This window comes from uncultured Treponema sp. (assembly GCF_945873775.1).
Lineage (GTDB): Bacteria > Spirochaetota > Spirochaetia > Treponematales > Treponemataceae > Treponema_D.
In genome coordinates this window covers 86,837-99,745 of the sequence record NZ_CAMCEC010000002.1, presented here as the reverse complement: position 1 = coordinate 99,745, position 12,909 = coordinate 86,837, and the positions used below count along the sequence as shown (strand labels likewise).

10 protein-coding genes and 1 pseudogene are annotated in these 12,909 nt (G+C 39.2%); 8 read left to right on the top strand and 3 right to left on the bottom strand.

The window, feature by feature from the left end; all coding sequences use genetic code 11:
* Nucleotides 1-769 (top strand): annotated as a pseudogene (locus Q0N70_RS01920) (TrmH family RNA methyltransferase).
* Nucleotide 770: 1 nt separating this feature from the next.
* Entirely contained in the window at nt 771-1,613 is an 843-nt protein-coding gene (locus tag Q0N70_RS01915; RefSeq protein ID WP_294013020.1) for a phosphatase PAP2 family protein, read from the top strand.
* A 145-nt stretch (nt 1,614-1,758) separates the two neighbouring features.
* Here the strand turns inward: Q0N70_RS01915 and Q0N70_RS01910 are convergent, their stop codons facing one another.
* Entirely contained in the window at nt 1,759-2,757 is a 999-nt protein-coding gene (locus tag Q0N70_RS01910; RefSeq protein ID WP_013700613.1) for a cache domain-containing protein, read from the bottom strand.
* Nucleotides 2,758-3,132: 375 nt separating this feature from the next.
* Between Q0N70_RS01910 and Q0N70_RS01905 the strand changes: the two genes are divergently transcribed.
* Nucleotides 3,133-4,029, top strand: a complete 897-nt coding sequence (locus Q0N70_RS01905) for a GerMN domain-containing protein (RefSeq protein ID WP_294013015.1) — start codon at nt 3,133-3,135, stop codon at nt 4,027-4,029.
* A 3-nt stretch (nt 4,030-4,032) separates the two neighbouring features.
* On the opposite strand, the gene Q0N70_RS01900 is transcribed toward Q0N70_RS01905, so the two are convergent.
* The gene (locus tag Q0N70_RS01900; RefSeq protein WP_294013012.1) at nt 4,033-5,091 is read right to left on the bottom strand and encodes a hypothetical protein; all 1,059 of its coding nucleotides are present in this window, start codon (nt 5,089-5,091) and stop codon (nt 4,033-4,035) included.
* Between the two features lie 23 nt (nt 5,092-5,114).
* The gene (locus Q0N70_RS01895; RefSeq protein ID WP_294013009.1) at nt 5,115-6,926 is read right to left on the bottom strand and encodes a proline--tRNA ligase; all 1,812 of its coding nucleotides are present in this window, start codon (nt 6,924-6,926) and stop codon (nt 5,115-5,117) included.
* A 153-nt stretch (nt 6,927-7,079) separates the two neighbouring features.
* Between Q0N70_RS01895 and fliS the strand changes: the two genes are divergently transcribed.
* From fliS to Q0N70_RS01870, 5 genes are all read left to right on the top strand, one after another.
* Nucleotides 7,080-7,538: a flagellar export chaperone FliS gene (gene fliS / locus Q0N70_RS01890; RefSeq protein ID WP_013700617.1), complete on the top strand. Its 459-nt coding sequence runs from the start codon at nt 7,080-7,082 to the stop codon at nt 7,536-7,538.
* Between the two features lie 57 nt (nt 7,539-7,595).
* Nucleotides 7,596-8,084 (top strand): flagellar biosynthesis protein FlgN, encoded by a 489-nt coding sequence (locus Q0N70_RS01885; protein ID WP_294013003.1) that lies wholly within the window; start codon nt 7,596-7,598, stop codon nt 8,082-8,084.
* Nucleotides 8,085-8,105: 21 nt separating this feature from the next.
* Nucleotides 8,106-8,741: a TetR/AcrR family transcriptional regulator gene (locus Q0N70_RS01880; protein ID WP_294013000.1), complete on the top strand. Its 636-nt coding sequence runs from the start codon at nt 8,106-8,108 to the stop codon at nt 8,739-8,741.
* A 62-nt stretch (nt 8,742-8,803) separates the two neighbouring features.
* Nucleotides 8,804-10,909 carry a DNA topoisomerase IV subunit B gene (locus Q0N70_RS01875; protein ID WP_294012997.1) on the top strand — a complete coding sequence of 702 codons (2,106 nt, stop codon included), beginning with the start codon at nt 8,804-8,806 and terminating at the stop codon, nt 10,907-10,909.
* A 10-nt stretch (nt 10,910-10,919) separates the two neighbouring features.
* Complete coding sequence (locus Q0N70_RS01870; RefSeq protein WP_294012994.1) at nt 10,920-12,899, top strand: DNA topoisomerase IV subunit A; 1,980 nt, start codon at nt 10,920-10,922, stop codon at nt 12,897-12,899.
* Nucleotides 12,900-12,909: the final 10 nt, after the last annotated feature.

Here is a 12,909-nt window from a genome sequence, read left to right as displayed (position 1 = left end):
ATGAAAAACACTCAAAGAAATGAACTTGCAGTTTGCGGTTTTGCAGCTGTAAAAACATTGGAAAAAATCAACAGCCAGAAAATCCGCCGCTTATATTTTATGGAAGAAAAAAGCTCCTTTGTTTGGCGGACTTTGCAAGAAAATGGCTGCTTCAAAACGTCCTTACAATAAAGTCGCAGATTCTGTTGAGCTTGAAAAGCTTTGCGGAAGTGTTCACCATCAGGGCGTTGTTGCGATGATTGACACTCCTGTAATTCTTCCGCTTAATACAGAGATTACAGCGCGCTGGGTTGAACAAAAAGAAGATGCTGTGATTCTTGACCGTGTTGGAAATGCAAATAATCTTGGCGCAATTGTAAGAAGCGCGGCGTTTTTCGGCATAAAAAATATTGTAATTCCATTGGACGAATCCCAGTCTTCAATCACAACCAGCAGCTACCGGGTTGCAGAAGGCGGAATGGAATTTGTAAACATTTATTCTGTAAGGTCAATTCCGTTTTTGCTCAAAGACATGAAAGGAAAAATGGCTCGTTTTGGAACTTCACTAAAGGCGCAGAAAAAAGTTTCAGAAATGAAATCGCTTTGCCAGGAAAAACCGGCGTTGGTTGTGCTTGGAAACGAAGAAAACGGAATCAGTGAAGAAGTTGCCCAGAACTGCGATTCACTTGTAATAATTCCTTTTGCCGGAATGGGAGAAGCCGGTCCTAAAGTTGACAGTTTGAATGTTGCGCAGGCGGCTTCTGTAATAATGTACGAGCTTAAAAAATAAAATGAAAAGGTATTTGTTTTTAATTTCTCTTCTTTTTCAGCTGCTTTCCGCGGAACTTTTTGCACAAACAGAAAAATCTCCGTTTAAACTAAATCCTGTTGCGGACGGAATTATTCTTGGAGCCGGAATTGCTTTTACAACTTCTGCGGTTATTGCTGAAAAAACTCTGGACTTTCCTGAGTATACAGAACGAAGCTATGATTTGGATTCAGTAAATTTCATAGACAGAAAACTTTCCCAAAAATACAACCGTACTCTAGACAACCTTGGAACTGCAACTTGCACCGTGAGCCTTGCTCTTCCGTTTGCAGTTTATGGTGCTGGATTTTTTAATGATTTTCTTTCCACGGAAGATATTCTTACGCTGACTACGATGTATGTTGAAGCTTATCTTTTTGATTATGGTGCGAAAAATTTTTTGAAGATGGGAATAAGAAGAGTCCGCCCTTATATGTATTATGATGGCTACCCGAAAGACAAACTTGACGACTATGACTTTGAGTTTTCAAGTCCAAGCGGACACACAACGGATTCTTTTTTGGGCGCAGGATTTCTTTCGTATACATTTTGCCGTTATTTTCCTGAATCAAAATGGAAAATTCCTGTAATTGCGGCATCTTACTCAGTTGCTATTGGAACGGCGGGGCTAAGAATTGCAAGCGGAAACCACTTTCTTACTGACACAATTTTTGGCGCGGCTTTGGGCACTGTCTGCGGAATTGGAGTTCCGCTTGTGCATGAGCTGATTGCCTCGCATTCAGAAAAAAAAGAAACTGCATTCAAAAAAGGAAGCGTGCGTTTTTCTGTAACGCCAGTTTCCGTGAACTGGAAAATCGCCCTTTAAAACATTGTCATAAATATAGATTCCCGCATCAAGTGCGGGAATGACAAAAGTTCAAATCGGGAATGGCAGAACTTAAAGTCTGGAATGGCAGGAAAATGTATTGTCATTGTTGGGCTTGAGCCGATCGGCAATCTAATGAATGACATTAATAATTTTCTTTTATCACAACTGACCATTCTTTGCCTTTGTAGGAATTGTAGCCGGGCGTTTTTGAATATCCAAAAACTTCAAGCGCTCTGCTGGTTTTGTTTGTATAGAATCCCATTTTTTGTCCTTGCGAAATATGCTCAAATGCTTCCCAGTCTGTAAGCCGCCGTTTTAAAATTTCATCCTTGTTTTTTGAAGCTATTACAAGTCCGTCACTATTTATTATGAATATTTCGCCTGAATGGGAAACTTTCGCGCTTGAAATTATGTTCAGTATGAATTTCCAGTTGAACCTTGTTGAAATTATTCCGACAATTGTTCCGTCTTGGGCGCGCACAGGACAACTGTACGAAACTGTCCAGTCTTTTACCGATTCAGAGTAATACATATCTGAATAAGTTGTACTTTGTGATTCAGATGTTTCCTTGAACCATTTTGTGTTCTGCATTGAACGTCCGCGTAAATTTTTATTTACACCTACGCATACAACAATTCCGCTTGTGTCCGTAAGAAGAATATCATGGTAAACTTCATAAATTCTTACAAGACTTTCTATTGTGTGTTCTGCTGAAATTCTTTTTTCTTCAGTGGGATTTGCAAGGCAGTCGATTATTTTTCCGAATGTTGCCCAGGCTTGAACATCGCAGTAACGCTCAAAAAGGTTTCGGTCGACTTTGTCGATTGTGTCGAACGCCATTTCCGCAGTTCTTATTCCAATCAACTTGTGCATTTTTATTTCAATCTGGTCAACGACTTTTTGGCATGTCTGATTTTGCGTGTCGTTTTTTTCGGATATGTTTTTAATTTCGTTTGCAATTACGCGGAATCCTTTTCCGACTGTTCCGGCTCTTGCCGCTTCAATTGAAGAGTTAAACGAAAGAATTCTTATGTTTTGCGACTCGTTGTATATTTCATTGAGCGAGCTGTGCAATGATTCGTAGTCTTGAATAAGCCCGTCAAAAACTGTGCTTAGCTTTTCTGATTTTGTGTCTTCCATTTTGTTCCGCCTATATCTGCTGAAAAAAAAGGGACTGCGCACCAAGTGTACACAGCCCCATTGCTATTGTTTTCTATTATAATGAAAATAGAATAACTTTCAATAGTCAAGCTGAAGAATGACACAAACCAATTTGTCGTTGTTGGATTTGAATTTTCATTGTCATTGTCGCGCTTGACGCGACAATCTCTTGCAATAGATCTTCGGGTCAAGCCCGAAGATGACAGAGGAATCAATTCGAGTAATGACAGAGACTCAAGCGTGTGGGAATTGGCAATTTTTAATATACAAAAAGCCGTTAGGCTTTTCAAATCCGTGTGTCAAAAGAACCTGCCATTATTGAAAATTTAACTTGTCTGGTTTATACTCATGCCTATGGCGGAAAAGAATACAAAGAAAAAGAGAACGGGAATAGGGCTTGCGCTTTGGCTTTTGGCTGCTCTGCTCATTCTTATAATTTTCCTTATAAATCAAGATAAAATTGCAAGCAACTTAAAGGCGACTGGATTTTTCAGTAAGACCGGCTTAAAGACTCCTGAATTTGTAGAAAAGGCGGAAGCAAAAAGTTCTTCTATTGCTGACAAAAATGAAGTTGCACCTATTGAAACTATTGAAATTGACTTGAACGGCGTTGGCTCTCATGTTGAAGAGGAAAATGCGCAGTCAGCGGCTCAAGAAAATATATACGAAAACATAAAGGCGCAAAATGACGCTGCAAAAAAACAGCAGGAAGCCGCAGTTGAAGAAAAAGTAAATTCCAAAACAGAAAAGAAAGAATCCGCGCAGAAGTCTGAGGAAAAAGAAACAACAATAAGAAAAGAAGTTTCTGTAAAGACAGAACCAAAAACTTCCAGCATGAAGCTAAAACTTTATTTTATGACAATAAACAGCGATGGTTCAGTTTCAAGAAAAGAAATCACCCGCGAAATGAAAAAGTCCGACAGTCCGCTCATGGATGCAATAAACGCTTTGATAAAAGGTCCTGTCGCTTCTGAAGAAAATTCCGGCTGTCGTTCGCTCGTTTCTGAAAACACAAAACTTATCGGCGCTTCTGTAAAAAATGGAACTGCCACTTTGAATTTTAGCGGCGACTTTGAATTCAACCAGTACGGAATTGAAGGTTTGCGCGGACAGCTTCAGCAGATTGTGTTTACTGCGACCGCGTTTCCTACTGTTGAAAATGTTCAGTTTTTGGTGGACGGCGAAAAGAAAGAGTACCTTGGCAGCGAAGGCGTTTGGATTGGCACTCCGCTGAACCGCAACAGCTTTTAGCTTCTACTCGGAAACTTTGTAGCTTTCCAAAATTTTTGTAAAATAGCTTCTGTTTTTTTGATAGACGCTGTCGAATATTGTAAGCGTAAGAAGCGAAATTGTGCTATTGTTTTTATTCTGTGTGATGATTTTAAAATCGCGGGTTACATTTTCTGATTCAGGCTGATAAAAAACATTCATCACAGAAATTTTATTTTCGTTTACAGTTATTTTTCTTTGCGGCGCAATTGAATACGACAAGTCTGTGCTTTGGCAAAGGCGGCGCAAAAGTGTGTCCATCGCATGATTTTTTTGTTCTTCTGGAACTGTCATTGTTGTCATTGAAAGAATTGCAAAATCCTCAAGAATCCACAAGTTTTCCATTGACTGCTTCCACATTGAGTCCAGCGTGATTTTTTGCGAGCCGAACTCTGCCGCAATTTCTTGCGATTTTGTTTTCTTAAAGCTGCGTTTTTTGTCTTTTGGAAGTCCTTCAATTCCTTTGAAGAGTGAAAAGCTTTCGTCAGTTGAAGACACAAGATGGCCGGCTGTTTCCATTGAAAAAATGCTCTGTCCGTTAGCTTCTTTTATTTCTTCAATGTTGAAAATCGGAACATAAGGATTGAACAGAATGCTTACGTTTCCGCCGAACTGATGAAAATCCTGCTGGCTATTGATTTTTTTGCATGAATCAAGATTTTCTTTTTGCCTGCGCGAAGTGAATTCGTAAAACAAATCGTGCAGGTAGTTTATGATTTCTGTGTCTTGCTCGGAAGTTGCTCCCTGAATTTTTTCACCTGTAAATTCCATTCCGGCTTTTGATTCAGGATTTACAGAAACATAAATTGTTATGTCCTTTTCCGGCGTGCTGTTTTTTTCATCAGCAGGAGAATAAAAGCGTGCGGCGTAAGTGCTTTCATTGTAAAAAAGAAATCCGACTATGGCTTCATTTTTAAAGCTTCTGTCTCTGTAGTAAACGTATTCACCGGAAGTGTCGGGAATATATTGCTTTGCTCCCGGAAGAGAAAATGCAGAGAATGATGCAATAAAAATAAATGTCAAAGCCAGAATTATTCTTTTCAATGTTTTTTCCTTTGTATCAGTTTTTATGAATTCAATTTGTCGAATTCAGCCTTTACAATTTCACTAACTTTTGCAGCGGCGTTTTCAAGCGGAACAAGTTCTGCCTGTTCGCTTGATCTCATTTTTATTTCTACGTTTGGAAGATTTTTGTCTCCAACTGTAATTCTTACCGGGAAGCCGATTAAATCCATGTCGTTGAATTTTACACCAGGACGTTCATCGCGATCGTCAAGCAAAACTTCAACACCAGCTTTTAAAAGCTCGTCATAAATTTTGTCTGCCGCTTCTTTCATTGCTCCGCTGTATTTTATTGGAACAATTGCAACTTGATAAGGCGCAGTTGACATCGGCCAGATAATTCCGCGGTCGTCATGGAAGGATTCAATAATTGAAGCAAGCACGCGGTCAACTCCGATTCCGTAGCAGCCCATTGTCGGAACAGCGGACTTTCCGTTTTTGTCAAGGTAAGTTACGTTCATTGACTCTGTGTATTTTTTTCCAAGCTTGAAAATGTGTCCAAGCTCGTTTCCTTTTGTTGTGTAGAACGGTTTTCCGCAGACAGGACAGATGTCTCCGGCTTTTGCAGTTCTAAGGTCGGCTGTTTTCCATGCTGAGAAATCTCTGCCGTATTCAACGTGAACAAAATGAGTGTCGGCTTTGTTTGCTCCCACAAGGAAGTCATGCATATCAAGCACAGAATTGTCCGCGATTATAGGCACGTTTGAAAGGTTTATAGGACCTGCGAATCCGACTGGCGCGCCTGTGATTTTTGTGTCTTCTTCGGCGGTTGCAAGTTCTACTTCCGACGCTTTTAAGAATCCTGCAAGCTTTGCTTCGTTTATATCAAGATCGCCTCTTATGCAGACAGCAACAAAGACTTCTGGATAAAATTTTATGTTTCCTTCTGTAACTGTCTTTAAATTTTTGCAGCAGTCAAGCTCCCTAAGATCAAGGCAGACGTTTGTGGCTTTGTAAATCAAAGTTTTTAAAAGCTGATGCTTTGAGCATTTTAAATATTTTTCCAAGTCGTCAATTGTTCCAACGTTTGGAGTACTGATTGGCTCATAGCTTTTTTCTGTTGTCTTTACAGGATTTCCGTCTATATCAACTGGAACGTCTTTTGCGCATGAAGCTTTTTCAACATTCGCCGCATATCCGCATTTGCACAAAATAAGCGTGTCGTCTCCGATTTCACTTTCAACCATGAATTCTTCAGAGCCGCTTCCGCCCATTGCGCCGGTGTCAGCTTTTACAGTTATTACATCCAGTCCAAGCCTTTTGAAAATTCTAAGGTATGCTTTTGCGTAAGCCTGATATGACTGGTCAAGGGATTCATCGTCAGCATTGAGAGTATAGCCGTCCATCATATTGAATTCACGGCCGCGCATAACTCCGTATCTAGGACGGATTTCATCTCTGTATTTTGTGTTTATCTGATAGCAGTTGATTGGAAGCTGCTTGTAGCTTGTAAGACCCTGGCGCATAATTGCTGTGTATGCCTCTTCAGCCGTCGGGCTTACAACCATGTCCTGCTGCTGGCGGTTCTGCGCTTTGAGCATTTGTGGTCCCATAGTTTCCCATCTTCCGCTTTCTTTCCAAATGTCTCCGGGAACAATTACAGTCGGCTTAAATTCCATTGCGCCCGAAGCTTCAATTTCTTCCTTGATGATTTTTTCAAGTTTTCTGTATGCTCTTAAACCGAGCGGCATATATGTGTAAAGTCCGTTTCCGAGTTTTCTGATTAAGTCGGCGCGCATCATAAGCTGATGGCTAGAAATAATTGCTTCTGACGGAGAATCGCGAAGTGTCCTGAATGGAATTTGTGAAGTTTTCATAATCGGATATTTTAATGAAATTCAAGCCTATGTTCAATATTTTGTCTTCTATAAAATGCGCGCCGTTTTGCTAAAGTCGTTTTCTAAAATTCCGATAATCGAAAGTAGCAGTCTTGTTTTTGCAAAGCAGAAGCAAAGCTGTGGGAGGAAAAAATGGCGTATGGAAGCAATCCTTATGGCGGGTTCAGTGCTTACCGTGAAATCGGAGTAAAAACTGCCAGCCAAGGAAAACTTGTTGTAATGCTTTACGACGGTGCTGTTTCAAATTTGGAAAAAGCGATAGCCCTGATTTCTGAAGACGGAAAAATTGCACCAGGCAGCATTGAAAATTTTGGAAACTATCTGCAAAAAGTTATGGACATAATCACGGAACTTGAAGTGAGCCTTAATATGGAGCAGGGCGGTGAAATTGCAAAAAATCTTATGTCGCTTTACGTTTTTTTTAACAAGCAAATCTTGGATTGCACAATAAGCCATGACAAGAAAAAACTTTCGTTTGTGCGTGATATGCTTTCCCAGCTTCAGGATTCCTGGATTTCGGCTTCAAACAGCACTGCAAATGCCCAGACAAAAATTCCGGGAACTGCGCCGTCGCTTAACATAACAGGATAATTTTAGCTGCAAGTTTGCTTTGAATTTGCTGAATTATTTTTGATGCGGAGAAATTTTATGGAACAAAAAATTAGTAAAGAAGAACTTGACGAGCGTGTTGCGATTCTTAAAAAATTCAAAATGCTTCTTGAGCAGCAAAGAAAAAAGTTCCAGGAATATTTAAAAGTTCTGGAAGCTCAGGAAAATAAAATTTCAGAAGAAGATTCTGATTCCTTGATTGCGCACAGTGAGCTTGAAGCGCAGATTGTTCAGGGAATCGGTTCGTTGCAAAAAGTGATTGTTCCGATGCAGGAACTTTACAATAAATCTGGAGCGGCTTTTTATAATCCAAAGGAAGCTTTGCCGGTTTCACAGATTCAAGATGATTTGTCCAAACTTCAAAGCCAGGTTCTTGCGCAGAATGAAAAAAACCGTTCGCTTTTAAAAGTTAGAATGGTTCAGCTTAAAAAGCAAATTTCAGAATTTAGAAATCCGTACCGTTCTTTGAATTCAATCTATGCGCAGAAATCTTCTTCGTCTGGAACAAGAATTCAAATTGAAGTTTAACTTTTTATAAAGAGAAAAATTATGTCGGCAACAAAAAGAATTACCAAAAACATGATAGTTGATGCTGCCCTGGAAATTTTTAGGGCAGAAGGATTCGATGCTGTTACATCTCGCCGTGTTGCTTTTAAACTTGGATGTTCAACACAGCCGATTTATTTTGAATACAAGAATATGGACGAGCTTAAAAACGACATTGTAAAAAAAGTTGTCGGTCAGCTTAATGAGATTTTCAGTTCTGTATCTAATGAAGGTAAAGAAGAGCCCGATGAATTTGTTTACCGTTCGTTTGGACTTTCGTTTCTTAAATTTGTTCAGGCAGATCCTTTTGTTTTTAGGCAGATTTATATTGTGGACGGAAAAATCGGAAGGCAAGTTGACAATCTTAGAATGCCTATAATTCTTGACATACTTGAAAATAAATATGGCTATAAAAAAGAAACTGCGCTTGCAATTCACAAAATGGCATCTTGCTCTTTAATGGGCATGGCGGTTTTTGTCAGTTCTGGATACAAAAAAATTAGTGAAGATGAAATGCAGAAAAATCTTGGAATTCTTTTTGCTTCCATTTGTTCTGTTTACGGGCCGCCTCCAAAACTTATGAAAATCGAAAAATTTAGAAATCACTTTGAAAAGCTTATGACAAGCTTAAAAAAATAAAAATCCAACTGAATTTTTTCTTACATTGAAGAATTTTATTTTATACATTAAAATAGAGCGTTATGGGTGGAAAAACTGAAAAAAAAACTTCGGCAGTAAAAAAAACATCTGCAAAAATTTCAAAGGCATCTAAGCCTGAGCCAAAACAAAAAACTTCAAAGACAGCGGCAAAAACTGAAACAAAGACTGCAAAAAAAACAACAGCAGTAAAAAAATCCGCTGCAAAAGAAAAAGTTCCCGTAAAGAAAATTCCTGCATTAAAAAAATCAGAAATAAAAAAAGAAACAAACGTTGTTTCAAAAACTCCTGACGTTTCCGTTGTAAAAGCTTCCACAAAGCCAGTTGCCTTAAAAAGCAAAGACTACGGCGATGACAAAATTATTCACCTTGACGCGCTTGAGCATATCCGCTTGCGTTCTGGAATGTACATTGGACGTTTGGGCGACGGTTCAAATCAGAATGACGGAATTTATATTTTGCTAAAGGAAGTTGTTGATAATGCCATTGATGAATTTATCATGGGCTTTGGCAAAAAAATTGAAATCGAAGTAAAAGACAACCGTGTAAAAGTTCGCGACTATGGACGTGGAATTCCGCTTGGAAAAGTTGTTGAATGCGTTTCAGAAATTAATACCGGCGCAAAATACAATGACGATGTTTTTCAGTTTTCAGTTGGAATGAACGGAGTCGGAACAAAAGCCGTAAATGCGCTTTCTTCTTATTTCCGTGTGGTTTCTGTTCGTGCAGGTCAATGCGCGGAAGCTATTTTTGAGCAAGGAAAACTTGTAAGCCAGCGTTCTGGAAATTTAAAGCAAAAGCAGCCGGACGGAACTTATTTTGAATTTGTTCCTGATGAAGCGATTTTTGGAAAATACAATTTCAACATGGAATTTGTTGAAAAGCGAATTTGGAATTACGCTTATTTAAATGCAGGGCTTACTTTAAAACTTAATGGTCAGGAATACAAAAGCGACAACGGACTTTTCGATTTGCTTAACAAGGAAATTGAAGGAACTTCGCTTTATGCGATAGGAAGTTATCAGGGCGAACGATTGAAGTTTGCTTTTACGCATACAAATAGCTACGGTGAAAATTATTTTTCATTTGTAAACGGCCAGTACACTGCGGACGGAGGAACTCACCTTGCGGCTTTTAAAGAAGGATTTGTAAAAGGAATAAATGATTTTTACGGAACTTCATATAAAAGCGAAGACATACGCGAAGGAATGGCGGCAGCGGTTCTTGTAAAAGTCAAGGATCCTGTTTTTGAAAGCCAGACAAAAAACAAGCTTGGCAACACAGATATTCGCCAGTGGATTGTTTCAGAAACACAAAGCGGACTTGATGACTGGCTGCATCATAATCCTGAAGCTGCAAAAAAAATTCAGGAAAAGATTCAGGCGAACGAAAAGCTCCGCACAGAACTTAGCGCGGTAAAAAAAGAAGCTAAGGAAGCCGCAAGAAAAATCAGCATAAGAATTCCTAAATTAAAAGATTGCCGTTTTCATATTCAGGATGGCGCAAAAGGCGAAAACAGCATGATTTTTATAACAGAGGGAGATTCTGCTTCCGGCACGATGACGCATTCCCGCAACGCTGATTACCAGGCGATTTTTAGTTTGCGCGGAAAGCCTGAAAATATGTACGGAAAAAAGCAAAGCGAAATTTATAAAAATGACGAGCTTTACCAGCTGATGATGGCGCTTGGAATTGAGCAGGATGTTGAAAATTTAAAATATTCAAAAATTGTAATTGCAACCGATGCCGATAACGACGGCTTCCATATTAGAAATCTTGTAATGACATTTTTCCTTGGATACTTTGAAGAGCTTGTAACTTCCGGCAGAATTTTTATTTTGGAAACTCCGCTTTTCCGTGTAAGAAATAAAAAAGAAAATATTTACTGCTACAGCGAAGAGGAGCGAGACAAGGCTCAGAAAAAACTTGGGGCTTCTGCGGAAACAACGCGATTCAAAGGACTTGGAGAAATCAGTCCGTCAGAATTTAAAGACTTTATTTCGCCGGAAACAATTCACCTTACGCCTGTTGAAATAAGCCAGCTTAAAATGGTGCCAAAGCTTCTTTCATTCTACATGGGAAAAAATACGCCGGAACGAAGGGCTTTTATTGAAAAACATTTGCTTAGCAATGCTGACATCGATGCATGAGGATTTTTAAATGGCATTTGTAAAAAATTTATTCGACAAGAATTTTATAGAATATGCAAGCTACGTTATACGCGACCGTGCGATTCCAGATTTGGAAGACGGACTTAAGCCTGTTCAGCGCAGAATAATGCATACGCTTTTTAATATTGACGACGGAAGAATGCACAAGGTTGCAAGCGTTGTAGGCGACTGCATGAAATTTCATCCGCACGGAGACGCTTCAATTGGAGCGGCGTTAGTTGTTCTTGCAAACAAAGAAATTTTTATTCAGCGTCAGGGAAACTTCGGAAACCTTTACACTGGCGACACAGCTTCTGCTTCCCGCTATATTGAATGCTGCGTTCATCCTCTGGCAAAAAAATTTTTGTACAATCCAAACATTACGGAATATGTTCCAAGCTACGACGGACGAAGCAAAGAGCCTGTTGTTTTCCGTGCAAAAATTCCAGTTGTTCTTCTTGGCGGAGCGGAAGGAATTGCAGTTGGAATGTCCACAAAAATTCTTCCGTACAATATAAAGGAAGTTCTTGATGCTGAAATAAAAGCTTTGCGTGGCGAGCCGTTTGAAATCTATCCTGACTCTCCGACTGGCGGTCTGATGGATGTAAGCAATTACAATGATGGAAACGGAAAGATAATTACACGCGCAAAATTTGATTTGAGCGACGAAAAGAAGATTGTTATAACGGAACTTCCTCTTGAAACAACTTCCAAAGATTTGCTTGATTCAATTGACGCGGCTTATAAAGCTGGAAAAATAAAAATCAGTTCAGTTGAAGATTTTACAACTGACCACTGCAATATTGAAATAAAACTTCCGCGCGGCGTTTATTCCAAAGATGTAGAAAAAGCTTTGTATGCTTACACTTCTTGCGAAAAATCAATTGCCTGCCAGATGCTTGTTATAAAAGACAATATGCCGGTGGCAATGACGGCTACAGAAATTATAAAATATTACGCAAAAAAACTTACCGGCATTATAAAAGACGAGCTTGAATTTGAACGCGGTTCTTTGACAGAAGAACTTCATCAGCGCACGCTTGAACGCATTTTTATTGAAGAGCGGATTTATAAATCCATTGAGCAAATGAAAACTGCGGAAGCTGTAAACAAAGCTGTTAAAGATGGATTTGTTCCTTTTAAAGATGAGCTTATAAGAGATGTTACGGACGAAGATGTTGAAAAGCTTTTAAAAATTCCAATCAGGCGAATTTCACTTTTTGACATAAATAAAAACCGCGATCAGGTAAAAGCCATCAATGAACGTTTAAAGGAAATTGCGCGCCGGCTAAAGCATTTGACTGATTGCGCTGTTGAATATCTTGGCGGAATTCTTGATGAGCTTAAGAGATTTTCCGCGCTAGACCCAAAGCAGGATCACACGGCAATAAGCCCTGCGCTTCTTGAACGTCAGACAAAAATAACTTCATTTTCTGCAGTTGATGTAAAGCAGATTGTTCAGCGCGATACTCCGTTACGTTATGATGAAAAAGGCTACCTTGGAACTTCTGTTAACGGCGGAAGAGAAATTTTAAAAGTTACGCCTTTTGACAGAATCCTCATTGTGCGCAAGAGCGGACTTTGGAGCGTTTGCGATGTGCCGGACAAGCTTTTTGTTGATTCTGGAATTTGGTTTTGCAATTATGCGGACAAAGATATTATCAGCAAAATTCTTTTTACAATAATTTACCGTGATCCAAAAACGAAATTCTGCTTTATAAAACGCTGCCGAATTTCCGGCTGGATTATGAACCGCGATTACAATTTTGTGCCGGACGGAATGGAAGTTCTTCACGTTGATACAAGAGCTAAATTTAAATTCACTTTGAATTATACTAAAAGGCCTCGTGTAAAAATCACAGTTCAAGAATTTAAAGCGCAGGATTTTGAAGAAAAAGGATTAAAGACTAACGGAGTCCGGCTTGAGTCCAAAGAAGTTGATTCTATAAAAGTTGAAGATTCAGGTTTGCAGACAAAACTTGATTTATAAAATAAAACAG

What these genes read in the sequence shown, in the direction of transcription:
- Q0N70_RS01875 (WP_294012997.1), top strand. Translation starts at nt 8,804, where the DNA reads ATGGGTGGAAAAACTGAAAAAAAAACTTCGGCAGTAAAAAAAACATCT.
- Q0N70_RS01910 (WP_013700613.1), bottom strand. Translation starts at nt 2,757, where the DNA reads ATGGAAGACACAAAATCAGAAAAGCTAAGCACAGTTTTTGACGGGCTT.
- fliS (WP_013700617.1), top strand. Translation starts at nt 7,080, where the DNA reads ATGGCGTATGGAAGCAATCCTTATGGCGGGTTCAGTGCTTACCGTGAA.
- Q0N70_RS01915 (WP_294013020.1), top strand. Translation starts at nt 771, where the DNA reads ATGAAAAGGTATTTGTTTTTAATTTCTCTTCTTTTTCAGCTGCTTTCC.
- Q0N70_RS01870 (WP_294012994.1), top strand. Translation starts at nt 10,920, where the DNA reads ATGGCATTTGTAAAAAATTTATTCGACAAGAATTTTATAGAATATGCA.
- Q0N70_RS01905 (WP_294013015.1), top strand. Translation starts at nt 3,133, where the DNA reads ATGGCGGAAAAGAATACAAAGAAAAAGAGAACGGGAATAGGGCTTGCG.
- Q0N70_RS01880 (WP_294013000.1), top strand. Translation starts at nt 8,106, where the DNA reads ATGTCGGCAACAAAAAGAATTACCAAAAACATGATAGTTGATGCTGCC.
- Q0N70_RS01885 (WP_294013003.1), top strand. Translation starts at nt 7,596, where the DNA reads ATGGAACAAAAAATTAGTAAAGAAGAACTTGACGAGCGTGTTGCGATT.
- Q0N70_RS01895 (WP_294013009.1), bottom strand. Translation starts at nt 6,926, where the DNA reads ATGAAAACTTCACAAATTCCATTCAGGACACTTCGCGATTCTCCGTCA.